Source organism: Aeromonas sp. 600276 (assembly GCF_049175815.1).
Taxonomy (GTDB): Bacteria; Pseudomonadota; Gammaproteobacteria; order Enterobacterales; family Aeromonadaceae; genus Aeromonas; species Aeromonas dhakensis.
Genome location: NZ_JAAKVU010000006.1, coordinates 228,659 through 249,655, shown reverse-complemented (window position 1 = coordinate 249,655; position 20,997 = coordinate 228,659). Strand labels below are relative to the sequence as shown.

The window sequence follows — 20,997 nt, the reverse complement described above, 5'->3', positions numbered from 1 at the left end:
TCATATGGCAGCACAACCCTCCATATGGGAAGATTTAATGTGTTACAAATCAAATGGATATGAAGTGATTTGCTGATAATTTGCTCAGCTGGCCCGATACCGGAAAGCGAGCAAAGGATGGGAAGGAATAGCAGGGGGGTGAGCCAGCCTCCTCATCTAGGGAAGAGGAGGCGAGCACAGATCAGCTGATGGGCGTGGGGGCGGGAGATGGTGTGCTCAGCTTCATGGCGCTGGGGTAGCGGCGCGGATCCAGGCGCAGCACCAGCAGGCTCATCAGCACCAGGCCGGCCAGCTGCCACTGCCAGGCGGCGGCGAAGTCACCGCTCAGGTGATGCAGGCGGGCCGCTACCCAGGGGCCGGTGGCCGCCAGCATGAAGCCGAACCCCTGCATCAGGGCGCTGAGGGTGCCGGCGCGGCGCGGGTCCGGCAGGTGATCCAGCGCGATGACCATGATGAGGGAGAAGCTGCCGCCAAGCCCGGCGCCGCACAGCATGCACCAGAGGATGGGGGCGGCAGTCGGCGCTAGCCAGAGGCCGCCAAAGCCCGCTAGTTGCATGGCGATGGCCAATCCCATCCAGGGGCGGCGGTCGAGCCGGCGGGCGGCCAGCAGCGGCAGGCCGAGGCCGCTCACGGTCTGGGCCAGTGCCAGCCAGGCCACCAGCTCGCCCCCCTGCTGGGGGCTCCAGCCCTGTGCCATGTAGGCCGGCGCCAGCCAGGCCACGACGATGCCGTAACCGCTGTTGATGATGCCAAAGCAGCTTATCAGCAGCCAGCTGCGGGGCAGGCTGATGAGGCGCTGCTCGCCGCCGCCGGACATTGCCACCGGCGCTGCGGGCAGCCGTACCCGCCAGCCGAGCCAGCCCATGGCCAGCAGCACCGGCAGGCTCCACAGCGCCAGCGCCTGGGACCAGTCGAGCCGGGCGGCGAGCTGCGGGGTGAGGCTGGCACCCAGCGCTCCGCCCCCCATCATGCAGGCCGAGAAGATGCCCATCACCAGCGGCACCTTCTGCGCGAACGCCTGCTTGATGAGGCCGGGCAGCACCCCCTGCACCAGGGCCGAACCCAGCCCGCAGAGGGCGGCGCTGGCGATGAGCAGGGCGCCGCTGGCCGCCTCGAAGCGCATGGCGCTGCCCATGCCCAGCAGCAGCAGGGCCGCCCCCAGCAACTGGCGCGGCCCGCTGCGACTGCGCAGGACCGGGGTGAGCAGCACACCGCCGCCGATGAGCCAGAGCGGCAGCAGGGTCAGCCAGGCCAGGGTATCCATGCCGAGCCCGAGCGCCTCGGCAATGTCGCGGCTCAGGGGGCCGATGGCGGTGAGAAACGGCCGCAGGTTGAGCCCGATCAGGATCACCAGCACCAGCAGGGCCTGCTGCTGGCGCGCATCGATGCGGGCCTCAAGCATGACTTTGTGCACCATAGAGCTCGGCGGCGGCCAGCGGGCTCGGCAGCTTGATGAGCGGCAGGGGGGGCGGCGCGAGGGGCAGGCCCAGCTTCTGGTAGGCGGCCGTGCTGTCAAAGCCGAATGGGGCCGCATCCTCGTTATCGAAGGCGTAATAGACGGCGGCGATGCCGTTCATCACCAGGGCGCTCAGGCACATGGGGCAGGGGTGACCGCTGGCGTAGACGATGGCGCCCGCCAGCGGCCCGACCTGGCTGGCCTGGCGCAGGGCTTCCAGCTCGGCGTGGCGGGTGGGGTCGCCATCCTGGTGCATGCCGTTGACGGCGCTGGTCACCAGCTGGTTGTCTCGTACCAGCAGGGCGGCAAAGGGTCTGCCCCCCTGCTGGCGGTTATGGAGGGCCAGTTGCAGCGCCTGCTCCAGCCACTCCTGATGAGTGGGGTTGGTGGTGAGCGAGGCGATCAGGCGTGAGCCGGCGGGTTCGACAAGGGAGTGGGGCATGGCGGATCCTCGAGGCAAGGGAATGGGAGGAGACCAGCCTAGCGGGGAAGCCAGTCATGGGGAAATTAAATGATAGAATGGCATGCAGTGGTTTTGTAAATGGAGTCACCATGCTGGATCCCCTCTTGCTGCGCAGCTTTGTCGCCATCGTCGACAGCGGCAGTTTTACCCGCGCCGGTGAACGGGTGCACCTCACCCAGTCCACCATCAGCCAGCAGATGCGGCGGCTCGAACAGCAGCTCGGCTGTCCGCTGCTGGACCGCTCCGGTCGCCAGGTGGTGACCACGGCAGAGGGGGAGAAGCTGCTGGGGCTGGCCCGCAGCATCCTGGCCTTGCTGGCCCGGGCCGAGGAGCAGGTGGCTGAGGCCAGCCTGCAGCTGAGCCTGGGAGTGCCGGAGGATTTTGCCGCCGGTGCCATCGCCCCTGTGCTGGCGGCCTTTGCCCGCGATTACCCGCAGGTGCGGCTGGAGGTGCACAGCGGCCTCAGCCACGAGATCTGGCAACGCTTCGAGGCTGGCGAACTGGACTTGGCGCTGGTCAAACAGGCGCGGGGACAGGGGGCGCCGCGCGCCTGCTGGCGCGAACCGCTGGCCTGGGTCGACAGCCGTGCCTGGCCCGCCAGCGAGCGGGATCCCTTGCCGCTGGTGGTGTTCCCGAGCGAAGGGCTTTATCGGCGGCAGCTGACCGAGGCACTCGACGGGATGGGGCGGCGCTGGCGCATCGCCTACGTCAGCGCCAGCCTGGCCAGCCTGCAGGGGGCGGTGAGCGCCGGGATCGGAGTCAGCCTGCTGCCCCGGCGCTTGCTGCAGCCGGATCAGCAGGAACTGATCCACTGGCCGGCGGTGGCGCCGGTTGAGCTGGCGCTGCACCTGGGGGCGGAGCGCGGCGAGCCGCTCATGCGCCTCTGCGAGGCCCTCATCAGCCTGTGTGATCGGGTGATGGGGCCCGCTGAGCGGTGAGGGGACGCAGGCAGGGGCCTGCTTAGCGCACCCTGGTGCGCACGATGAGCAGGGTGATGAGCGCCAGGGTGAAGACGAGCGGGGCCCAGGCACCATGATGGCTCACCAGGGTGGCGCCGGCGGCGGCTACCCCGGCCACTCCCTGCTGCAGGAAGCCGCACAGGGCCATGGCGTAGGCGCCGTGCTCGCGGCCATCGCTCACCGCCAGCGCCATGCTGTTGGGAAAGAGCACCGCCTGCCCGAAGATGATGAGGCAGTAGCAGGTCATCATGGCCACCAATCCACCGCTGCCCTGCAGGGCGCCCAGTGCCCAGAGCAGCAGCATGCCGCTGGCCGCCAGCAGTATGAGTGCGGCCCCCTGGCGCATCAGCTGGCGGCCTCCCACCCGGGCGACCCGCCGGTTGACCGTCATGGCGCCGGCGAAGTAGGCGATACCGATCAGCAACCCCAGGCTGCCGAAGGTGGTGACCTCGAGGGCAAACCCCTGCTGCAGCACGAAGGGGCTCACCTCCTGCAGGGTCACCGTGATGGCAAAGCCGATGCCGCCGGCGCAGGCCGGCCAGAAAAAGCCGGGGCGGCGCAGCAGGCTGGCGTAACGGGCCCACATGCCGCTGCCCGTCGCCGCCGGATTGGGCCCCTGCAGCGGCAGGCTGCTCATCAAGAGCAGCGCCAGCACACCGACCCCGGCCATCAGCACGAATCCCAGCTGCCAATGGACATAGCGGCTGATGAGGCCGCCTATCCACTGACCGCCGCCGAGGGCGGTGATGAAGGCGATGGAGAGCACCGAGAGGCGGCGCGCCAGCTCATCCCCGTGCCAGTGATCCCGCACCAGGATGCGGGCGATGATGGCCGCGCCGCCGGCCGCTACCCCTTGCAGGGTGCGCAGGATCAAGAGCAGCGGCCCATGGCTGGTGGTGGCCAGCAGCAGGCTGAGGCCGACAAACAGCAGCAGTGACAGGGCGAGGGGCAGCCGGCGACCGTAACGATCGGCGGCGGCGCCCCAGAACAGCACCGGCAGGGCGGCGCCGATGACGAACAGCGAGATGGAGAGCTCGGCCCCCTGCCGGGTCATGGCGAGATCCGTCATCACCACGGGCAGGGAGGGGAGGTAAACGGTGGTGGCCATCTGGGCCATGAAGACGATGAGGCAGGCCAGCGTCATGATGCGGGCGGAGCGGCTCCAGAGACCAGCCTGGTCGAGACATTCCTGGTTATCCATAACAACTCTCGGGCAGTAGGGGAGCCATATCCTTGCACCGCCCGTGCGCCGAGTCAGCCCCTCGTCTGGGTTAAACCTGGCCGGTTTACCAGGGCAGAGCGCGGTATGTTCAGGCGATGGCCTGGCGCGGCAGCACGGCGAGCCAGAGTTCGACTTCGCCGCTGCCGGTGTCCGGGTCAAAGGCGGCGCCATAGCGCTCGAAGTCGGGTTTGTGGGCCGACTGGTAAGCGGACTGCGCCAGCCACTCCAGCGCCTGTTGCCAGGTGTGCGGCATGGTCGAGACATGCCCCCGATGCAGGAAGACGGCATAGGTCTGGGGCTCGATGCGCATCCGCCCCAGCGTCTTGGGCAGTACTTCCAGCGCGGCGACCTCCACCGCACACATGTATTCGCACTCGGTGGCGGTCACGCCGCAGATGACGCCATAGGCATGCTCGCCCAGCTGGCCCGGCAGCGGACCCAGGGCGCTGAAATCGCGCCACTGGCCGCTGAAGTCGGCGTGGGCGAAGGCATGGTGACGGCGCAGGCCGGCAAGCTGCATGGGGCGGCCGGTTTCAAAACGGATGGGATCCGTCATGACACCTCCTGTACGCGATGGGTGGCAAGGCAACCTTGCTCAGCACTCCTTGCCTTCACTGAGCTTGCGCTGATAGTCCGCGGAGACGATGGCCAGCGCCGCCAGGGCGAGGGCCGGCTCAATCCGGTTGGTCTCCAGCAGTTCGATGAGATCCACCGCGAGCTGGACCTCGGGCGGGGCAGTTTCCAATGACATGACAGACTCCATAACGGGGAAAACGCCATTATACAGGGCCGCTCCCGGATGGGGACCTGTCTGCTGTTGCGGGTGACCCGGCTAGAGGTGCTGGCGCATCTCCTGATCGATCTGCTCGCGCAGGGCCATCAATTTGAGGGCGTACTGCTGCAGTTGCCGATCGCTCTCGCTCTGCGGTTGCCACTGGGGCACCGGGGTCGGCTTGCCGTGCTCGTCCATGGCCACGAAGATGATGATGCAGTGGGTGGTCTTGTGACGCTCTCGCTGGGTCGGGTGGCGGCTGTAGACATCCACCGCCAGGTGCATGCTGGTGGTGCCGGTGTGGATCACCTGGGCGTGTACCTCCACCAGCTGGCCTATCTGGATGGGGCGCAGAAAGCGGATCCCCCCCACATAGACGGTCACCGCATAGCCGCCACACCAGCCGGCGGCGCAGGCGTAACCTGCCTGATCGATCCACTTCATCACCATGCCGCCGTGCACCTTGCCGCCGAAATTCACATCGGCGGGCTCGGCCAGAAACTGCAGGGTCAGCTCGCGGGGTGGGGTCATGGGGTCTCCTTGATTGAGGGTCATTGCCGGTAGCTCTTGCGATAGGCATCAGCCTGCTGGCAGGGGGCCAGGTTGTTGAGATCGGGCCGCTTGTTGCCCTCGCGCTGGCCGAAGCTGGCGAACTCCTGCTGGCACTTGGCAGCCTTGCCGCCCGCCTTGATGCAGGCGTCGATCCGCTGTTGCTTGCCCTGTTCGACCAGCTGTTGCTGGGCCTGCTGGCAGGCCGCATCCAGCTTGGCCTGTTTGGCATCTCTGTCCTCCACTGCGGCCAGCAGGGGGAGCGAGAGGGCACAACCGAGCAGCAATACGAGCATCTTCATGATGATTTTTCTCCTGATGGGGGGCGTCCGGCGATGACCAGGGCGATCCCCCCCAGGATGCCCAGGGTCGACAATACCAAGCGCAGCGACCAGGACTCATCCAACCAGATGAGCCCGGCCAGGGCGGCGAGCAGGGGCACCAGCAGCTGGACGCTGGCGGCCAGGGTGCGGCCAAGGTGGGGCAGTACCAGATACCAGAGCGCATAGCCAAGGCCGGAGGCCAGCGCCCCCGAGGCCAGGGCATAGCCGATGGCGGCGGGGCTGGCCTGCAGTTGCCCCAGCAGCAGATAGAGCAGGGTCGCCGGCAGGCTGGCGCGCAGAAAGTGGCCGGCGTTGGCGGCGACCGGGTCGGCAAAGCGCGAGGCCCGCAGGGTATAGCCGGCCCAGGCGATGCCGGCCACTATCATCAGGGCCGCCCCCAGCGGATCCGGCGCACTGAGGCCGGGCAGCAGCAACACCACCAGGCCCGCCATGGCGAGCAGCAGACCGAGCCACTGGCGGCGGGGCAGAGCCTCCCCGCGCAACAGGGGCGGCGCCAGCATGCTGAGCTGGACGGCGGCAAACAGCAGCAGGGCGCCGGTGCCCGCGGTCAGGGTGAGGTAGGAGAACGAGAACGCCGCGCCATAGGTGATGAGGGCCAGGGCGCCGCCCCAGTCCCCCTGGCGGGGGGATTTTTGGCGCGCGCCGCACAGCAACACCAGCACCAGGGCGCCGCTGGTCAGGCGCAGCAGGGTGAAGAGGGCGGGATCCATCCGCTCTTCGAACAGGGCGAGCCGGCAGAGCACCGAGTTGGCGGCGAACGCCATCAGGGTCAGCAGGGTCAGCGACAGCAGGCGGGGCAGTGGCATCCATTCACCTTGAGTTCAGTGGGGCAGGTTCAGCATGGTTCACCATCCAACGAGGAGGTCCCATGAAACAAATGCTGGAGCAATTGATGGGAGCTGGCAAGGGCTGGCTCAACGAAGGTGGCGACAGCCGCAAGGCGCAGATGAAGGGGATGGCGCAAGGGGGCCTCGCCGCCGGTGCCATGGCCCTGCTGCTTGGCAACAAGAAGGTGCGCAAATATGGCGGCAAGGTGGCGGCGGTGGGCGGCGCAGCGGCCCTCGGCGGCCTGGCCTACAAACTCTATCAGGACTGGCAGGCCCAGCAGTCTGCCCCGGCCCAGCCGACCCAGCCCCTCGATACCCTGCAGGGCAATGCGCTGGATGCCAGAGCCGCCCTCCTGGTGCGCGCCATGGTGGCGGCGGCCCGGGCCGACGGCCATATCGACAACGACGAGCGTCAGAAGATCCAGCAGTACCTGACCGAGCAGGGCCAGAGCGACGCGGCGCGCTGGATTGATGCCGAACTGGCTCGCCCCTTGGATCCCCACGCTCTGGCGCGAGAGGTGACCGACATGGAGCTGGCCACCGAGGTCTATCTCGCCTCCCTGCTTGCCATCGACGTGGATCACTTCATGGAGCGCGGTTATCTGGACGAGCTGGCGCGCGCCCTTAAGCTCGATGAAAACCTCAAAGGCAGCATTGAGCGCCAGGTGGCCCAGCTGGATGCCCCCGCCTGACCCCCCGCTCAGTACATGGATTGTCGATAAGGCCCCGTGACGGGGCCTTGTTGTTTTCAGATGCCTGCCAAAGGCTGCTGCGCCCCTTCTTGTCTGGCCGGGCAGCCACTATGATGGAGCCCGGGTCAAAGGGAGCAGATGAGACCGTCTCATCGCCAGGGCACATCATCGTCAGGACACAGAGGCAAGGAGCATTCATTGGAAATACGCAAGGCACGTGAGCAGGACATAGACGCCATCCTCGAGCTGAATCGGCAGATAGGGGAGATCCACTTCGCGCAGGCGCCGCAGGTATTCTGCCCGCCATCCCCCGAGGAGCGGGCCTTTCTGCTGGCAGCCATCGCCGCCGAAGGGCGCCTGTTTTGCGTGGCCGAGCAGGAGGGATCCGTGGCGGGCTTTCTGACCGCCCGTATCGACATCAACGAGACCATCCCGTTTCTGAGCAAGGAGCCCATCTGCCGCATCGGCACCCTGGTGGTCGATGAGGGGCACCGCTCCCGGGGGATCGGCAAGGCGCTGATCGCCCATTGCGATGAGTGGGGCAAGGCGCAGGGCGCCAGCCAGTTGCGGCTGGAGGTGATGGCATTCAACGAGCGCGCCAAGGCGCTCTACGAGAGGTTGGGGTTCAAGATACTGTCACAGACCATGGCCAGATAAGCCCGTTTCAACCGGATAATTTCGCAAGGAAAAGGCCCCGTCATGGGGCCTTTTGGTCCTTGGCGGGAGCTGTGTCCAGCTGTTGGTGAATAAGTTCGGCCAACCGGGTGAGGGCCGCCTCCAGCTGCTCGCTCCAGGGATGGGAGCTGTTGAGTCGCAGGCAGTGGTTGTGCAGCCCCTTGCTGGAGAAGAGGGCGCCGGGGGCCAGCGAGAAACCGCTGGCCAGCGCCCGGGCGTGCAGGGCGCGGCTGTCGAGGCGCGGGTCAAACTCGAGCCAGAGAAAATAGCCGCCATCGGGGGAGGAGATGCTCACTTCACCCGGCAGCAGGCGCAGCAGGGCGGCCCGCATCTGCTGCTGGCGCTGGGCCAGGGTGTGGCGCAGCCGGCGAAAGTGGGCATCCACCCCGCCCTGGCGCAGCATCTCGGCCAGCGCCAGCTGGCTGGGCACATTGGTGGAGAGGGTCGACATCAACTGCAGCCGCTGCACCCGCTCGGCGTGGCGACCCGCCACCACCCAGCCGACCCGAAAGCCCGGTGCCAGGCACTTTGAGAAGGAGCTGCACAGCAGGCTCTCGCCCCGGGTATCCCAGTATTTGATGGGCCTTGGCCGCTCACGGCCGAAATAGACCTCGGCATAGACGTCATCCTCCACCAGCGCTACCCCGCGTCGGTTGAGCAGCGCCATCAGTGCCTGCTTGTGCTCATCCGGCATGGTGTGACCGAGCGGGTGCTGAACATTGCCCATCAGCCAGCACGCCTTGATGGGGCGCTGGGCGAGGGCCTCCTCCAGCAGGGCGAGATCGATGCCCACCCCGGGGATCACCGGGATCTCCACCGCATTGAGCTTGAGTCGCTCGATGGCCTGTAGGGCGCCATAGAAGGTGGGGGACTCCACCACCACCCAGTCACCGGGCTCGGTCAGCACCTGCAGACTGAGGGAGAGCGCCTCCATGGCGCCGGTGGTGATGATGATCTGCTGGGGATCCACCGCCAGCCCCTCGCTGGCGTAACGCTGGGCGATGGCCCGGCGCAGCGCCTCGTTGCCGGGGGGCAGATCTGCCACCGTGCTGAAGGGGTCGAGCCGGCGCATGCAGCTGGCCAGCGCCCGCCCAAGCTGGGGATGAGGAAACAGGGTGGGGTCGGCCACCGACATGCCAAGGGGCACCAGCCCCCGTGACTTGCTCGCCTGCAACACCTCGAACACCAGATCGTTGATGTCCACCGAGCCGCTGTAGTGCGCCTGCTGGGGCAGGCTGGCGGCAGGACGGGAAGGCGCCGCCTTGACGTAGTAGCCGGACTGGGGGCGGGCGAGGATCCGCCCCTGGCTCTCCAGCAGCTGATAGGCCTGCAGCACCGTCATGGGGCTCAGACCATGGGTCTTGCAGCTCTGGCGGATGGAGGGGATGCGCTCGCCGGGTTGCCACACCCCGGCTTCAATCTGCTGTTGCAGGCGGTCGGCCAGCTGACGGTAAAGGGACATGTGATGCAGTAACTGTTATAGGTGTAATTCAATATAACTGCATCTGTTATAGGTGTCATGCTCCGTGGTGTACTTGTCTCGCACAAAACGTGCAAGGTAAATACAACAAAAGAGAGTGACGCATGATCAATCCGGATGACGTGGTCAGCCTGTCGCGCCTGCAATTTGGCGCCACGGCCATGTTCCACTTCCTGTTTGTGCCCCTCACGCTGGGGCTGTCCTGGATCCTGGTGATCGCAGAGTCGGCCTATGTGATGACCGGCAAGGTGATCTACAAGGACATCACCCGTTTCTGGGGCAAGCTGTTTGGCATCAACTTCGTGATGGGGGTGACCACAGGCATCACCCTGGAGTTCCAGTTCGGCACCAACTGGGCCTACTACTCCCAGTATGTGGGGGACATTTTCGGCACCCCGCTGGCGGTGGAGGGGTTGATGGCCTTCTTCCTCGAGTCGACCCTGGTGGGGCTCTTCTTCTTCGGCTGGGACAAGCTCTCCCGCGGTCAACATCTGCTGGTGACCATGCTGGTGGCGCTCGGTTCCAACCTCTCCGCGCTCTGGATCCTGATCGGTAACGGCTGGATGCAGAACCCGGTGGGCGCCGAGTTCAACCTGGTGACCCAGCGCATGGAGCTGGTGGACGTGGCCGCGGTGATCTTCAACCCGGTGGCCCAGGTCAAGTTCGTGCACACGGTGGCGGCGGGCTACGTGGCCGCCTCCCTGTTCGTGATGGGGGTGAGCAGCTGGTATCTGCTGCGCCGCATGGAGGTGCGCTTCGCCCTGCGCTCCTTTGCCATCGCCTCGGGCTTTGGGCTGGCCGCCATTCTCTCGGTCATCGTGCTGGGTGACGAGTCGGGCTATCGGACCGGCGAGGTGCAGAAGGTCAAACTGGCCGCCATCGAGGCGGAGTGGGAGACGGAGCCCGCGCCGGCCGCCTTCACCCTGTTCGGCTTCCCGGATCAGGGGGCCGAGACCACCCACGCTGCGGTGAAAATCCCCTATCTGATGGGCATCATCGCCACCCGCTCCCTCGATGAGGCTGTGACCGGCATCAAGGATCTCAAGGCCCAGCACGAGACCCGCATTCGCAGCGGTATGGTGGCCGCCGGGGCGCTCGAGCAGATCCGCGCCGGCAACGACTCGGCCGAGAACCGTGCGCTGTTCGACAAGCACGGCCAGGATCTCGGCTACGGGCTGTTGCTCACCCCCTATGCCAGCAACATCGCCAAGGCCGGTGAGGCCGAGATCGCCAGGGCGGTGGAAGACTCGGTGCCGCAGGTGGCGCCGCTGTTCTGGGGCTTTCGGATCATGGTCGGGTTGGGGGTAGTGATGTTCGGACTGTTCGTGGCGGGCTTCGTCCAGCTCTGCCGCAACCGGCTGCTCGCCTCGCCCCGCCTGCTCAAGGCGCTGTTGTGGAGCATTCCGCTGCCCTGGATTGCCATCGAGGCGGGCTGGTTCGTGGCCGAGTTCGGTCGCCAGCCCTGGACCATCAGCGACGTGCTGCCGGTGTCGGCCTCGGTGTCGCTGCTGCAGCCGGGCCAGCTCTGGTTCAGCCTGATCTCCATCTGTCTCATTTACTCCTGCCTGCTGGTGGTGGAGCTGTTCCTGCTGCGCCGCGTGATCCGCCAGGGGCCCGCCGTGCTGCATACCGGCCGCTACAGCGGTGAACAACCCGAACTTGCGAGGATCGCCTGATGGATTATGAAACCCTGAAACTCATCTGGTGGGGGCTGGTGCTGTTCATGCTGGTCGGCTTCATCGTGATGGATGGCTTCGATCTGGGCATCGCCATGCTGCTGCCGGTGGTCTCGAAAGAGGATGAAGACCGCCGACTGGTGATCAACAGCGTGGGGCCGGTGTGGGAGGGCAACCAGGTGTGGCTCATCGCCGGCGCCGGCGCCCTGTTCGCCGCCTGGCCGCTGGTCTACGCCGCCGCCTTCTCGGCGCTCTATGTGCCGATGATAGTGCTGCTGCTTGGCCTCTTCTTGCGCCCGGTGGGCTTTGACTATCGCAGCAAGCTGGCCGATCCCCTCTGGCGCCGCTGGTGGGATCGCGCCCTGGTGGCCGGTGGTCTGGTGCCGACCCTGGTGCTCTCTGCCGCCATCGCGCTGGTGATGCAGGGCCTGCCGTTTCGCTTCGACAGCGCACTGCGCCTGCACTACGGGGCCTTCGATTTCCACTGGAGCTGGATTGCCAGCGTGGTGGCGACCGGGGTGAGCCTGCTGCTGCTGCACGGCGCCAGCTTCCTGCAGGCCAAGGTAACGGGCACCCCTGCACTGCGGGCCCGTGGCCTCGCCATCTTGCTGGCGCCGCTGGTGACCCTCTGCTATCTGCTGGCCGGCTGGCATCTGCTGGGGTTGCCGGGTTATCAACTGACCGGCCTGGCGGGCCAGCCCTTTGACCCCAATGCCGCCATCAGCCCGCTGATGAAGGGGGTGATCCCCCACGCCTGCGGCTGGCTTGGCAACTACTTTGACTACCCGCTGCTGTGGCTGGTGCCCCTCATCGGCGCCCTGGCGCCGCTGGCCAGCGGCATCGCCGCCTGGCAGGAGAAGGGACGGCTGGCGCTGCTGGCCAGCGGCCTGGCCTGCGCCGCCATGCTCTGCTCGGTGGCCATCGCCCTGTTCCCCTTCGTGCTGCCCTCGTCGCTGGATCCGGCCAGCAGCCTGACCCTGTGGGACGGCACCTCCAGCTTCAAGACCCTGACCATCATGTTCGGGATCGTGCTGGTGCTGATGCCCATCAACCTCGGCTACACCGGCTGGGTCTACCGGGTGGTGCGCGGCAAGTTGGATCGTGCCGGCATCAAGCGCGACAGCCATCAACTCTACTGACCCCAAGGGAGCCGCTATGTGGTACTTCACCTGGATTTTGGGCCTGGGTTTCGCCCTGCTGCTGGGCCTGTGCAACCTGCTCTGGCTGGAAGCACGCTGGGCAGCCGATGAACGGGATGAGCCCCGCTCTCAACCCTGATCCCCCTCGGTCGGGGAGGGCAGACACTGCCTCGCCCCGACCCCTTTCTCTTGTCATCCAACCGACAGGTAATCCGTTATGAAACAGACAATCAAAGCGGTGACGCTGGCCATCGGCTGCGCGCTCGCCACCGCGCCGGCCTGGGCCGAGCCCGTACAACTGACGCCACTGGACAAGGCATTCACCCTGCAGGTGCTCGGCAGCGGCGGCCCCATCTCCGACGATCTGCGCGCTTCCTCCAGCGAGGTGATCTGGTGGAAGGGCAAATCGCGCATCCTGATCGATGCCGGTGGCGGCGTCTATCTGCGCTTCGGCCAGGCGGGCGCCAAGCTCGAAGAGGTCGACTTCATTGGCATCACCCACTTTCACACCGACCATGTGACCGACCTGCCTGCGCTGCTCAAGGGGGCCTACTTCTTCAAGCGCAGCGATCCCCTCGATCTGGCGGGGCCACAGGCCGGCTCGGCCTTCCCCAGCATGAGCGGCTACTTTGATGCCCTCTTCAACAAAGACAAGGGCGCTTATGCCTACCTGAGCGGCTTCAAGGATGGCTCCGATGGTCTCTTCCCCATCAATGTGCACGATGTGCCCTACCAGACACCCAGGCCGCAACAGGTCTATCAGCAGGATGGCCTGACCATCACGGCGCTCGGCATCCCCCACGGGGACGTGCCCTGTCTGGCCTATCGCATCGAGAGCGCCGAGGGGACCATCGTCATCTCGGCGGATCAGAACGGCAGCAACCCGGCCTTTGTGCCGTTTGCCAAGGGGGCCGACATCCTGGTGATGCCGCTCGCCATCCACGAGGGCGCCGATCCCGTCTCCGCCTCGCTCCATGCCAAGCCCTCGGTGGTCGCCAACATTGCCGCCGAAGTGAACCCCAAGCTGCTGGTGCTGAACCACTGGATGGGGGTCGGCCTCAATCACAAGAAGGAGGCGATGGCCATCGTCAAGCAGCAGTTCCACGGCCAGGTGGTGGCCGCCCGCGATCTCTCCAGTTACCCCGTTTCATCCGTCAAGGAGTCCAGCCATGAGTAACGCAAGCAGCATCAAAACCTCCTGCAAATTGAGCCTCTCCATCGCCATGACCGGCCTGATCGCGCTGACCCCCGGGCTTGCGCTGGCGGCCACCCCGAGCGAGGCGCCGGTGAAGGCGGCGCCGAGCGAACAGCACGGCGGCAAGTGTGCGGCCGGCAAGTGCGGCACCGAGAAGCGCTTCGAGAAGCAGGCTCTCGACAGTGATCCGCAGGGCCGGCTGGTGCGCGCCCGCGATGGCAAGTGTGGTCTGGCGGAGCAGGGGATCAACGGCGAGACCCAGCGCCAGGAGAGCAAGATGACGGAGGGGGTATGCGGCCAATAAGCGCCAGCAGCCGTGGCGTGGGGCTGCGCCAGGAGCATCTGGCCCAGCTCTGTGCGGCGCCTGCCCGCCCCGGCATCGACTTTCTCGAGCTGGCGCCGGAGAACTGGATGACCATTGGTGGCGCCAGGCGGGAGCAACTGCAGCAGATCGCCGCGCGCTATCCGCTGGTGGCCCATGGTCTGAGCCTCTCCCTCGGCGATTGCCAGCCGCTCAATATGACCCTGCTCGGCCAGATCCGCGCCTTTCTCGACGAGTTTGCCATCGAGATCTATAGCGAGCACCTGAGCTTTTCCCGCGATGCCCGGGGCTATCTCTACGAGCTGCTGCCGGTGCCGCGCCAGTGGGAGAACCTCCCCTATCTGGCGGATCGGATCCGGCAGGTACAGGATGCGCTGGCCCGCCCGCTGGTGCTGGAGAACATCTCCTACTACCACGGCTATGAGCACGAGATGGCGGAGGAGGCGTTTCTGACCGAGCTGGTGGCGCGCAGCGGCTGCGAGCTGCTGCTCGACATCAACAACGTTTTTGTGAACAGCCGCAACCACGGCTACTGCCCCGAGCGGATGATTGCCGGGCTGCCGAGCCAGGCGATCCGCTACTTTCATATCGCCGGCCATCTGGAAGAGGCGGACGGCACCCTGCTGGATACCCATGGTCGTCCGGTCTGCGAGGCGGTGGTGGCGCTGGCCCGCTATACGGTGCAGACCCACGGCCTGCGCCCTCTCCTGCTGGAGCGGGATCACCATCTGCCCCCCTTGCCCGTGCTGGAGGCCGAGCTGGCCCGGGTCCATCAGGCCTGCTGCGAGGCGACGGCGCATCCGGCGGGTCGGGAGGTGTGTCATGACTAGGCGAGAGCAGGGGGCATGGCCTGCCGCAGGGGTGCCGCCCCGGCTGTGGCAGCAGACCGAGTGGCTGGCCGGTTGCATACGGGAGTCGGCAGCCGAACTCGCCCCCCACTATGTGCGCAGTGTGCGGGCCAATGTCGAGGCGGTGCTGGAGAGTACCTTCGCGCTCACCCTGAACCACCTGACGCCGGCTGAGCGCGATGCGTTGGTGAATGGCTTCGTCGCCCACCATGGTGCGATCGAGCCCGCCTTTCACCAGATTGCCACCGAGTTGGTGCGCCATGTGCAGCTTGGCCAGGGTGAGGGTTGGCTCAACTGGCCCGGGCTGCGGCTGGCGCTGCTGGAGTATGAGTGGGCCTGCCTGTGCGTCGAGATTGACGACGCGCAGGTGCCGCGCCCGCCCGCAGGGGAAGCGGTGGAGATGGGCAGCCCGCTCTGGCTCAACCCCACCCTGCAGTTGCTGACGCTGCCCTTTGTGATCCAGCAGGGGCGGGTGGTGGCGGCCGGTCAGGCTCCCGAGCTCTGCGCCCTGTTTCGCTGCCCTGCCCATCAGCTGGTCAGCCAGGCGCTGCGCGAATTCGATGTGGCCCTGCTGCAGCTGCTTGGGCAGCAGCAAGGGCTCAGCGTGGCCGGGTTGGTCGCCCAGGTGCACCCCTATCGCAGCGGTTTTGATCTGCTGGGGTGGGCCCGCCATTTTCACCGGCTCGGCCTGCTGGCTACTCAACCGCCATCCATAGAACCCCCATCCATTGAACGTCAGGTTCCCCCTTTCCAAGGAGACATCCCATGAACAACACCCTTATCCATTGGTACGAGCGGGCCGTGGCCCAGTGCAAGCGGCTCGATTTTCTGGCCCTGCTGGCCATTCGCCTCTACCTCATCCCGGTCATCTATGTGGGGGCCCACTCCAAGGTGGTGGGCTTTGCCGGCACGGTCGCCTGGTTTGGCGCGCCAGTCTCGGAAGGGGGGCTCAACCTGCCGTTCCCGACCCTGCTCGCCTTTCTGGCGGCGGGCACCGAGGTGCTGGGCTGCATCTGCATCGCCCTTGGTCTCTTTACCCGGGTCATGGCCATTCCGACCATCTTCCTGATGAGCGTGGCGAGCGCCATGGTGCACTGGAAGCACGGCTGGGATGCCATCGCCACCGGCAGCATGGAGGCGACATTGCGCCTCAACGGCTTTATCGAGTGGCTGGCCGCCAACTTCCCCGGTCGTTACAACTACATCACCGAGCTTGGGGATCCCGTGATGCTCAACAATGGGATGGAGTTTGCCGCCACCTACTTCGTGATGCTGCTGGTACTGCTGGTGTACGGCGGCGGTCGCTACGTCAGCCTCGACTACTGGCTGGCACGCGCCGTGACGGGCAAGGCCGGGCCGCAAGCGGCATAACAAAAACGAATGAGCAGAGCGTGAAAGCGAGACGAGCGGCATCAGCCGCTCGTTTTTATTTTGCAGAGCAAAGGCCTGCGGTTTCAGTACTGGGGGCAGGCCTGTGCCATCCGGGCGGCTTGCCGCTCGCTGACATGGGTGAGGCCATAGGCCAGCAGCACGATCAGCGCGCCGATCCAGGGGGTATGCATCAGGCCCAGGTGCTCCACCACCAGGCCACCGACCACGGATCCCAGCGCGATGCCGACGTTGAAGGCGGCGATATTGAGGCCGGAGGCCACATCCACCGCCCTCGGCGTGTGCTGCTCGGCCTGTTTCACCACCAGCACCTGCAGCCCGGGTACGTTGCCAAAGGCAAAGGCGCCCCACACCAGCACGGTCAGCACCGCCAGCACCGGGTGTGGCGCGGTGAAGGTGAGCACCAGCAGCACCAATGCGAGACCGGCAAACAGCAGCTTCAACGCAGGCAGCGGGCCCATGCGATCGGCCAGCTTGCCGCCCCAGATATTGCCGACGGCGACCGACACTCCGTACACCAGCAGAATGAGGCTCACCGCGCCGGCGCTAAAGCCGCTCACCTGCTGCAGGATGGGGGCGAGGAAGGTAAAGGCGGTGAAGGCGCCGCCGTAACCGAGCGCTGTCTTGGCGTAGACCAGCAGCAGCGGCTTTTTGGTCAGCACCGAGAGCTGCTCGCGGATAGTCGAGGCGGCTCCTTTGGGCAGGTTATTGGGGATCAGCAGCAGGCTGCCCACCATGGCGACCAGCCCCAGCAGGCTCACCACCAGAAAGGTGTCGCGCCAGCCGAAGACCTGACCAATCCAGGTACCGAGCGGTACGCCGGTCACCAGCGCCACGGTAAGGCCGCTGAACATGATGGCGATGGCGCTGGCCGCTTTCTCTTTGGCCACGAGGCCGGTGGCGATGGTGCTGCCCACCGAGAAGAAGACCCCGTGGGCCAGCCCGGTCAGGATGCGGGCCAGGATCAGGCTCTCGTAACCGGGGGCCTGCCAGGCCAGCAGGTTGCCGGCAGTAAAGAGCGCCATCAGCCCTACCAGCAGCCACTTGCGCGGTACCTTGCCGGTCAGCGCCGTGAGCACGGGGGCGCCGATGGCCACCCCAAGGGCATAGAGGCTGACCAAGAGGCCCGCCGAGGGGAGCGAGACATTCAGCTGTTCTGCGATGGTGGGGATAAGCCCCACGATCACGAATTCGGTGGTGCCGATCGCAAAGGCACTTAAGGTGAGGGCAAACAACGCCAGTGGCATAACAACTCCTTGGATGGTGACTCCCGACGGGAGAATGGCGCCAGTATGCCGAGGTGGTTTGTTGGCAAAAATGACGGCGACATCAAATTACTTTTGCCAAATCAGCAGCAATGCGCCGTGAAATGGGGTTGCTGGAGTGGCTGAGGCAACGCGGCAAGTACAACTGGTAGCGCACGAGATGGGGGTAGAGACAACGCGCACGGCAGCAATCCGTGCATAGCGAGCCAGGACAACGAGAAAAGAGGAAAGAGTTAAGAAACAAATGGCTGAGGGAAGGCGCTGGGAGATCGGCACGGGCGGCCATGGCGCGGTGTTGGAGACAAAAAAGCGGGAGGCATGATGCCTCCCGCTCAGGTTCTCGTCGATGTTGTCGGGTTTTCTTTGCTCCCTTCTCCCCTTGCGGGAGAAGGGTTGGGGATGAGGGGGCCTGATGACCCAAAAAGAGGAGCTTGCCCTCACCCTGACCCTCTCCCACAGGGAGAGGGGATAGCCCGTGGCTGCAATAGGCTCGTACGGGTTGCCGCTATCCGCCGCCTAAGCGAGAGACCATGGCTCCACTCCCGTTTAATCCCAATCTGGCGCAAAGTCCGGGTTGGCGCAGCGCTCGCCCCGCTCCAGGGTAGCGATGGCGGCCAGCTCGTCGGCTGTGAGGGTGATCTTCAGCGCCGCCAGGTTGGCGGCCAGGTTCTCCCGCTTGGTGGAGCTTGGGATCACCGTCATGCCCTGGGCCAGCAGCCAGGCCAGCGACACCTGGGCCGCCGAGACGCCGTGGCGCTGACCGATCTCCATCAGCAGCGGCTCGGTGAGCACCTTGCCATAGGCCAGCGGCATATAGGCGGTGATGGCAATGCCGTGATCCTTGCAGAACTCAACCACCTTGCGGTTTTGCAGCAGCGGGTGGATCTCCACCTGCTGGTGGGCGATGGCGCCCGGCCCCAGAATGTCGATGGCCTGTTTGAGCTGGGCCACGGTAAAGTTGGAAACCCCGATCTCGCGGGTCAGACCCCGGGCCTTGGCCTCGGCCAGCTGCTCCAGATAGACCGCCATCGGCACCTCATCCTTGGGGGAGGGCCAGTGGATCAGCGCCAGATCCAGATAGTCGGTGCCCAGTTTTTCCAGGCTCACCTCCAGGCTCGGGATCACCTTGCCCGGGCCGAACTCGCTGGTCCACACCTTGGTGGTCAGGTAGATATCCTGGCGGGGCACGCCGCTCTCGCGCATCAGCTGGCCCACTTCGGCCTCGTTGGCGTAGATCTGGGCGGTATCGATATGGCGGTAGCCAAGCTCGAGCCCCTGCAGCAGGGAGTCGCGCAGGGGTTGGCCGGTCAGGCGAAAGGTACCAAGACCCAGGTTGGGCATCTTCATAATGTATTCCTCGAATGGGTTGCAAGAATGCGCTCGGCGGCGCGGCACATCAGGCGTCCAGCGGCTGATAGCGGCGAATGGTGCTGCCGGCAAACCAGGGTTCGGCCCTGGCGACAAATTCGGTAAAGTGGGGTTGGCCCTGATGGGCGCTAAGGGCGGCCTCGCTCTCCCACACCTCGTAGAGCATCCAGCTGTGGGGATTGTCCAAATCCTGATGCAGCTGGTAGCGCAGGCAGCCAGCCTCCTGCAAGGTGGCCGCGATCAAGGGATCCAGGGCGGCGCGAAACTGGGGGGCGAATTCGGGTTTGGCTTCAAGTTGGGCAATCACAATCACGGGGGATGACATCTGAACCTCCTTGCAAAAACGAAGGGTCAGTATGCCCGCCGTCTATTGCAGGAAACAGGGCAGCAGTTGCAAAACAGTATTGAGAAGAGCGCAGCAATGGGGAACGGATAATCCCATTCATCAGTATTTCGTTAGGTCAATGGGGGCCGAATATGCCTCATCGGCAACCTCTTTAGTTAGAGCTTGTCCTACGATGCATGTATTGCCATTGAATGTCAGTGTTGGGCCATGATGAAGTTCCCATCCCCTGTTCATCAGTTCAGTAATCCGCATGCAGAAATCCTTATCATCAGGGCCACTAATAAATCGATATAGTTTCACCATCCATTCCTTGATTTATCCGTTTGAAAGTTGAGTTTTTCTCTGATGTTAGAGAAGTAGTATTTGTTTTACTCTTCAGACCAGACCGCAAATTCATTGCCGCTGGGCTCGACAAAGTGAAAGCGGCGGCCACCGGGAAAGTCGAACAGGGGGCGAACTATGGTGCCCCCTGCGCTGGTCACCTTGGTCTGGGTTGCGACAATATCGGCACTGTAGAACACCAGCAGGGCGCCGCCTTGCGCGCTCTGGCTGCAGAGGTCTGCGCGATAGAAGCCGCCATCCAGCCCTTCTCCCTCGAAGGCGCAATAATCGGGGCCATAATCGGCAAATTGCCAGCCGAAAGCGGCCTGAAAGAAGGCCTTGGTGGCGGCAAGATCCCTGGCCGCAAACTCCACATAGTTCAGTTTTCCATGGGCTTTCATGTTGTGATGCTCCCTGCTCTTGGATGATGCCAATTGTGATCTATCTGGGTTGCCAGCGTTTTTGCGTGCGGATCGTGGAGTGGGGCAAGGCGTCCCAAGGGGTCAGCTTGAGCTGCTTGCGCCGAAACCAGAGCCAGGTCGCCATCAGCAGACCAAACCCTATGCCGAACAGCAGGCTCTGGCGCAGGGCGAATGCTGGTGTTACCTCATGTTGCCAGCCGAAGAACCACATCAACACCCCCCAGATAGCGCCAGTGGGGATCCCCAGAGCAAGGACATTGACCAGAAAGCGTTCGTAGTGGGGCGGCCTGATGGTAAACCCAGCCTTTCGCAGCAGCCAGGTGAGTGGCGGGTTGTAGTTGAGCGTCTGCACGCCCTTCTCTGCCAGCTCCCGGTGGGCGGCCGCCAGTCTACGTTCGAATTCCATGATGTTTTTCCTTGAGGTGTTTGGTGCCATACGATGCCGGGTTGCCGCATTCTACTGGCAAACCCCGAGTGGCATGTGAGCGTGCCGTCACGTTATCTCCTTGTCGTGACGGCCTGACCATCTCAGGAAGCGGTTACCCCATCACGCCAGGGCCGCCATGATGGCTGGATGAAGCCTTCTAGCGACCACCATGCCAAGTAAAATGGAGATGAAGAGAGGGAGAGGATCCCGGCTGCGTCGATAGCTGCGCCAGTTGCCATTATGGTGGCGGAACAGCCGGTAGGTGAGAACCACAAGACAAATTACGGTTTGAATGAAGCAGTTAACTGAAAAACTGATCATGAATTTGACGAAATCGGGCAAGGTGGGGGTCCGTATCTGTAGCCTGTATTACATCTGGTGCCAATTTGTGGCGGGGTTTCAGCCTTTTCCTGCCGCGCTTTCACGGATGGGTTGGCGTGCCAGCTGTTCCCATGGGGTCAAATCAAGCTGCCTGCGCCTTTGCCAGAGTCTGATTGAGGTAACGAGGCCAAACAGACCAGCGAATAGAGCTGTGCTGAACAAGGATGATACGAAGGATCTTCCCTCTGGGTGCCAAACGAACGTCCACATAATCAGACCCCAGATCGGCGCGATACTGAGGCTGGCATAAAGAAAATTGACCAGCCAGCCCGCGTAATAAGGTGGCTTGAGGGTGCAGCCGAGTTTGCGCAGCAGCTTGAACACCCATGGGTTGTAGTCGGATTCCTTGATGCCTTGGTCAGCCAGAGTCTGATGGGCGATGGTCAGCCGTTCTTCAAATGTCATTGATGTGTCTCATATCAATGTGGCGTCATATGATGCCTTTTTTTGCGGCATTCT

Annotated in this window: 28 protein-coding genes; 11 read left to right on the top strand and 17 right to left on the bottom strand. The window is 64.7% G+C overall.

From position 1 onward, the window contains the following. Positions 1 to 181: 181 nt before the first annotated feature. Both G5134_RS08625 and G5134_RS08620 read right to left on the bottom strand, forming a co-directional pair. Positions 182 to 1,402, bottom strand: a complete 1,221-nt coding sequence (locus tag G5134_RS08625) for a cyanate transporter (RefSeq protein WP_065018633.1) — start codon at positions 1,400 to 1,402, stop codon at positions 182 to 184. After that, a complete protein-coding gene (locus tag G5134_RS08620) occupies positions 1,395 to 1,898 on the bottom strand; it encodes a nucleoside deaminase (RefSeq protein ID WP_065018632.1) in 504 nt (167 codons plus the stop codon). The genes G5134_RS08625 and G5134_RS08620 overlap by 8 nt, the downstream gene beginning before the upstream one ends. A 110-nt stretch (positions 1,899 to 2,008) precedes the next feature. On the opposite strand from G5134_RS08620, the gene G5134_RS08615 reads away from it, so the two are divergent. Then, positions 2,009 to 2,857 (top strand): LysR family transcriptional regulator, encoded by an 849-nt coding sequence (locus G5134_RS08615; protein ID WP_065018631.1) that lies wholly within the window; start codon positions 2,009 to 2,011, stop codon positions 2,855 to 2,857. 22 nt (positions 2,858 to 2,879) lie between these two features. Here the strand turns inward: G5134_RS08615 and G5134_RS08610 are convergent, their stop codons facing one another. The 6 genes from G5134_RS08610 to G5134_RS08585 all read right to left on the bottom strand — a co-directional run bounded on the left by G5134_RS08610 (position 2,880) and on the right by G5134_RS08585 (position 6,571). Next, positions 2,880 to 4,079, bottom strand: coding sequence for an MFS transporter (locus tag G5134_RS08610; RefSeq protein WP_065018630.1), 1,200 nt, complete (start codon positions 4,077 to 4,079; stop codon positions 2,880 to 2,882). Between the two features lie 109 nt (positions 4,080 to 4,188). Then, a complete protein-coding gene (locus G5134_RS08605) occupies positions 4,189 to 4,656 on the bottom strand; it encodes a GyrI-like domain-containing protein (RefSeq protein WP_065018629.1) in 468 nt (155 codons plus the stop codon). 39 nt (positions 4,657 to 4,695) lie between these two features. Then, positions 4,696 to 4,851, bottom strand: coding sequence for a pleiotropic regulatory protein RsmS (rsmS, locus tag G5134_RS08600; protein WP_010634402.1), 156 nt, complete (start codon positions 4,849 to 4,851; stop codon positions 4,696 to 4,698). Between the two features lie 81 nt (positions 4,852 to 4,932). Then, the gene (locus G5134_RS08595) at positions 4,933 to 5,403 is read right to left on the bottom strand and encodes an acyl-CoA thioesterase (RefSeq protein ID WP_017784440.1); all 471 of its coding nucleotides are present in this window, start codon (positions 5,401 to 5,403) and stop codon (positions 4,933 to 4,935) included. A gap of 20 nt (positions 5,404 to 5,423) precedes the next feature. Next, positions 5,424 to 5,723 (bottom strand): hypothetical protein, encoded by a 300-nt coding sequence (locus tag G5134_RS08590; protein WP_024942213.1) that lies wholly within the window; start codon positions 5,721 to 5,723, stop codon positions 5,424 to 5,426. Continuing rightward, a complete protein-coding gene (locus G5134_RS08585) occupies positions 5,720 to 6,571 on the bottom strand; it encodes a DMT family transporter (protein ID WP_065018628.1) in 852 nt (283 codons plus the stop codon). Before G5134_RS08585 ends, G5134_RS08590 begins: the two co-directional genes overlap by 4 nt. 62 nt (positions 6,572 to 6,633) lie before the next feature. Here G5134_RS08585 and G5134_RS08580 point away from each other — a divergent pair, with 62 nt between their 5' ends. After that, entirely contained in the window at positions 6,634 to 7,284 is a 651-nt protein-coding gene (locus G5134_RS08580) for a tellurite resistance TerB family protein (RefSeq protein ID WP_017766005.1), read from the top strand. A 138-nt stretch (positions 7,285 to 7,422) separates the two neighbouring features. Continuing rightward, entirely contained in the window at positions 7,423 to 7,941 is a 519-nt protein-coding gene (locus G5134_RS08575) for a GNAT family N-acetyltransferase (protein WP_082970198.1), read from the top strand. Between the two features lie 40 nt (positions 7,942 to 7,981). On the opposite strand, the gene G5134_RS08570 is transcribed toward G5134_RS08575, so the two are convergent. After that, the gene (locus G5134_RS08570) at positions 7,982 to 9,421 is read right to left on the bottom strand and encodes a PLP-dependent aminotransferase family protein (protein WP_017779411.1); all 1,440 of its coding nucleotides are present in this window, start codon (positions 9,419 to 9,421) and stop codon (positions 7,982 to 7,984) included. Positions 9,422 to 9,543: 122 nt separating this feature from the next. Between G5134_RS08570 and G5134_RS08565 the strand changes: the two genes are divergently transcribed. The 8 genes from G5134_RS08565 (at position 9,544) to G5134_RS08530 (ending at position 15,990) form a co-directional block, all read left to right on the top strand. After that, a complete protein-coding gene (locus G5134_RS08565; protein WP_065018626.1) occupies positions 9,544 to 11,115 on the top strand; it encodes a cytochrome ubiquinol oxidase subunit I in 1,572 nt (523 codons plus the stop codon). Beyond that, entirely contained in the window at positions 11,115 to 12,254 is a 1,140-nt protein-coding gene (gene cydB, locus G5134_RS08560) for a cytochrome d ubiquinol oxidase subunit II (RefSeq protein WP_010634395.1), read from the top strand. The genes G5134_RS08565 and cydB overlap by 1 nt, the downstream gene beginning before the upstream one ends. 16 nt (positions 12,255 to 12,270) lie before the next feature. Continuing rightward, positions 12,271 to 12,393, top strand: coding sequence for a cytochrome bd oxidase small subunit, CydX/CbdX family (locus tag G5134_RS08555; RefSeq protein ID WP_005299522.1), 123 nt, complete (start codon positions 12,271 to 12,273; stop codon positions 12,391 to 12,393). Positions 12,394 to 12,471: 78 nt separating this feature from the next. Continuing rightward, positions 12,472 to 13,431, top strand: a complete 960-nt coding sequence (locus G5134_RS08550) for an MBL fold metallo-hydrolase (protein WP_065018625.1) — start codon at positions 12,472 to 12,474, stop codon at positions 13,429 to 13,431. Then, positions 13,424 to 13,753, top strand: a complete 330-nt coding sequence (locus tag G5134_RS08545) for a hypothetical protein (protein WP_010634393.1) — start codon at positions 13,424 to 13,426, stop codon at positions 13,751 to 13,753. Before G5134_RS08550 ends, G5134_RS08545 begins: the two co-directional genes overlap by 8 nt. Continuing rightward, on the top strand, positions 13,741 to 14,601 hold the full coding sequence (locus G5134_RS08540; protein ID WP_065018624.1) for a DUF692 domain-containing protein: 861 nt from the start codon (positions 13,741 to 13,743) through the stop codon (positions 14,599 to 14,601). The genes G5134_RS08545 and G5134_RS08540 overlap by 13 nt, the downstream gene beginning before the upstream one ends. Before the next feature lie 43 nt (positions 14,602 to 14,644). Continuing rightward, positions 14,645 to 15,388: a putative DNA-binding domain-containing protein gene (locus G5134_RS08535; RefSeq protein ID WP_065018640.1), complete on the top strand. Its 744-nt coding sequence runs from the start codon at positions 14,645 to 14,647 to the stop codon at positions 15,386 to 15,388. Further along, positions 15,385 to 15,990, top strand: coding sequence for a DoxX family protein (locus tag G5134_RS08530; RefSeq protein WP_065018623.1), 606 nt, complete (start codon positions 15,385 to 15,387; stop codon positions 15,988 to 15,990). Before G5134_RS08535 ends, G5134_RS08530 begins: the two co-directional genes overlap by 4 nt. A gap of 83 nt (positions 15,991 to 16,073) precedes the next feature. Here the strand turns inward: G5134_RS08530 and G5134_RS08525 are convergent, their stop codons facing one another. The 8 genes from G5134_RS08525 to G5134_RS08490 all read right to left on the bottom strand — a co-directional run bounded on the left by G5134_RS08525 (position 16,074) and on the right by G5134_RS08490 (position 20,943). Next, complete coding sequence (locus tag G5134_RS08525) at positions 16,074 to 17,255, bottom strand: MFS transporter (RefSeq protein ID WP_065018622.1); 1,182 nt, start codon at positions 17,253 to 17,255, stop codon at positions 16,074 to 16,076. Positions 17,256 to 17,819: 564 nt separating this feature from the next. Continuing rightward, complete coding sequence (gene dkgB / locus G5134_RS08520) at positions 17,820 to 18,620, bottom strand: 2,5-didehydrogluconate reductase DkgB (RefSeq protein ID WP_231939809.1); 801 nt, start codon at positions 18,618 to 18,620, stop codon at positions 17,820 to 17,822. A 49-nt stretch (positions 18,621 to 18,669) separates the two neighbouring features. Next, positions 18,670 to 18,966: a putative quinol monooxygenase gene (locus G5134_RS08515; RefSeq protein WP_017779403.1), complete on the bottom strand. Its 297-nt coding sequence runs from the start codon at positions 18,964 to 18,966 to the stop codon at positions 18,670 to 18,672. 120 nt (positions 18,967 to 19,086) lie between these two features. After that, complete coding sequence (locus tag G5134_RS08510) at positions 19,087 to 19,290, bottom strand: DUF1737 domain-containing protein (protein WP_198426682.1); 204 nt, start codon at positions 19,288 to 19,290, stop codon at positions 19,087 to 19,089. Between the two features lie 65 nt (positions 19,291 to 19,355). After that, positions 19,356 to 19,709, bottom strand: coding sequence for a VOC family protein (locus G5134_RS08505; protein WP_065018621.1), 354 nt, complete (start codon positions 19,707 to 19,709; stop codon positions 19,356 to 19,358). Positions 19,710 to 19,749: 40 nt separating this feature from the next. Then, positions 19,750 to 20,136: a DUF6404 family protein gene (locus G5134_RS08500; RefSeq protein ID WP_065018620.1), complete on the bottom strand. Its 387-nt coding sequence runs from the start codon at positions 20,134 to 20,136 to the stop codon at positions 19,750 to 19,752. A gap of 141 nt (positions 20,137 to 20,277) precedes the next feature. Continuing rightward, positions 20,278 to 20,499, bottom strand: a complete 222-nt coding sequence (locus G5134_RS08495) for a hypothetical protein (protein ID WP_421231966.1) — start codon at positions 20,497 to 20,499, stop codon at positions 20,278 to 20,280. Between the two features lie 57 nt (positions 20,500 to 20,556). Continuing rightward, on the bottom strand, positions 20,557 to 20,943 hold the full coding sequence (locus G5134_RS08490; protein ID WP_065018619.1) for a DUF6404 family protein: 387 nt from the start codon (positions 20,941 to 20,943) through the stop codon (positions 20,557 to 20,559). Positions 20,944 to 20,997 lie beyond the last annotated feature (54 nt).

Bases quoted from the DNA above. Each gene is read 5' to 3' on its own strand.
- G5134_RS08625 (WP_065018633.1), bottom strand. From the start codon at position 1,402: ATGCTTGAGGCCCGCATCGATGCGCGCCAGCAGCAGGCCCTGCTGGTG.
- G5134_RS08620 (WP_065018632.1), bottom strand. From the start codon at position 1,898: ATGCCCCACTCCCTTGTCGAACCCGCCGGCTCACGCCTGATCGCCTCG.
- G5134_RS08615 (WP_065018631.1), top strand. From the start codon at position 2,009: ATGCTGGATCCCCTCTTGCTGCGCAGCTTTGTCGCCATCGTCGACAGC.
- G5134_RS08610 (WP_065018630.1), bottom strand. From the start codon at position 4,079: ATGGATAACCAGGAATGTCTCGACCAGGCTGGTCTCTGGAGCCGCTCC.
- G5134_RS08605 (WP_065018629.1), bottom strand. From the start codon at position 4,656: ATGACGGATCCCATCCGTTTTGAAACCGGCCGCCCCATGCAGCTTGCC.
- rsmS (WP_010634402.1), bottom strand. From the start codon at position 4,851: ATGTCATTGGAAACTGCCCCGCCCGAGGTCCAGCTCGCGGTGGATCTC.
- G5134_RS08595 (WP_017784440.1), bottom strand. From the start codon at position 5,403: ATGACCCCACCCCGCGAGCTGACCCTGCAGTTTCTGGCCGAGCCCGCC.
- G5134_RS08590 (WP_024942213.1), bottom strand. From the start codon at position 5,723: ATGAAGATGCTCGTATTGCTGCTCGGTTGTGCCCTCTCGCTCCCCCTG.
- G5134_RS08585 (WP_065018628.1), bottom strand. From the start codon at position 6,571: ATGCCACTGCCCCGCCTGCTGTCGCTGACCCTGCTGACCCTGATGGCG.
- G5134_RS08580 (WP_017766005.1), top strand. From the start codon at position 6,634: ATGAAACAAATGCTGGAGCAATTGATGGGAGCTGGCAAGGGCTGGCTC.
- G5134_RS08575 (WP_082970198.1), top strand. From the start codon at position 7,423: ATGAGACCGTCTCATCGCCAGGGCACATCATCGTCAGGACACAGAGGC.
- G5134_RS08570 (WP_017779411.1), bottom strand. From the start codon at position 9,421: ATGTCCCTTTACCGTCAGCTGGCCGACCGCCTGCAACAGCAGATTGAA.
- G5134_RS08565 (WP_065018626.1), top strand. From the start codon at position 9,544: ATGATCAATCCGGATGACGTGGTCAGCCTGTCGCGCCTGCAATTTGGC.
- cydB (WP_010634395.1), top strand. From the start codon at position 11,115: ATGGATTATGAAACCCTGAAACTCATCTGGTGGGGGCTGGTGCTGTTC.
- G5134_RS08555 (WP_005299522.1), top strand. From the start codon at position 12,271: ATGTGGTACTTCACCTGGATTTTGGGCCTGGGTTTCGCCCTGCTGCTG.
- G5134_RS08550 (WP_065018625.1), top strand. From the start codon at position 12,472: ATGAAACAGACAATCAAAGCGGTGACGCTGGCCATCGGCTGCGCGCTC.
- G5134_RS08545 (WP_010634393.1), top strand. From the start codon at position 13,424: ATGAGTAACGCAAGCAGCATCAAAACCTCCTGCAAATTGAGCCTCTCC.
- G5134_RS08540 (WP_065018624.1), top strand. From the start codon at position 13,741: ATGCGGCCAATAAGCGCCAGCAGCCGTGGCGTGGGGCTGCGCCAGGAG.
- G5134_RS08530 (WP_065018623.1), top strand. From the start codon at position 15,385: ATGAACAACACCCTTATCCATTGGTACGAGCGGGCCGTGGCCCAGTGC.
- G5134_RS08525 (WP_065018622.1), bottom strand. From the start codon at position 17,255: ATGCCACTGGCGTTGTTTGCCCTCACCTTAAGTGCCTTTGCGATCGGC.
- dkgB (WP_231939809.1), bottom strand. From the start codon at position 18,620: ATGAAGATGCCCAACCTGGGTCTTGGTACCTTTCGCCTGACCGGCCAA.
- G5134_RS08515 (WP_017779403.1), bottom strand. From the start codon at position 18,966: ATGTCATCCCCCGTGATTGTGATTGCCCAACTTGAAGCCAAACCCGAA.
- G5134_RS08510 (WP_198426682.1), bottom strand. From the start codon at position 19,290: ATGGTGAAACTATATCGATTTATTAGTGGCCCTGATGATAAGGATTTC.
- G5134_RS08505 (WP_065018621.1), bottom strand. From the start codon at position 19,709: ATGAAAGCCCATGGAAAACTGAACTATGTGGAGTTTGCGGCCAGGGAT.
- G5134_RS08500 (WP_065018620.1), bottom strand. From the start codon at position 20,136: ATGGAATTCGAACGTAGACTGGCGGCCGCCCACCGGGAGCTGGCAGAG.
- G5134_RS08490 (WP_065018619.1), bottom strand. From the start codon at position 20,943: ATGACATTTGAAGAACGGCTGACCATCGCCCATCAGACTCTGGCTGAC.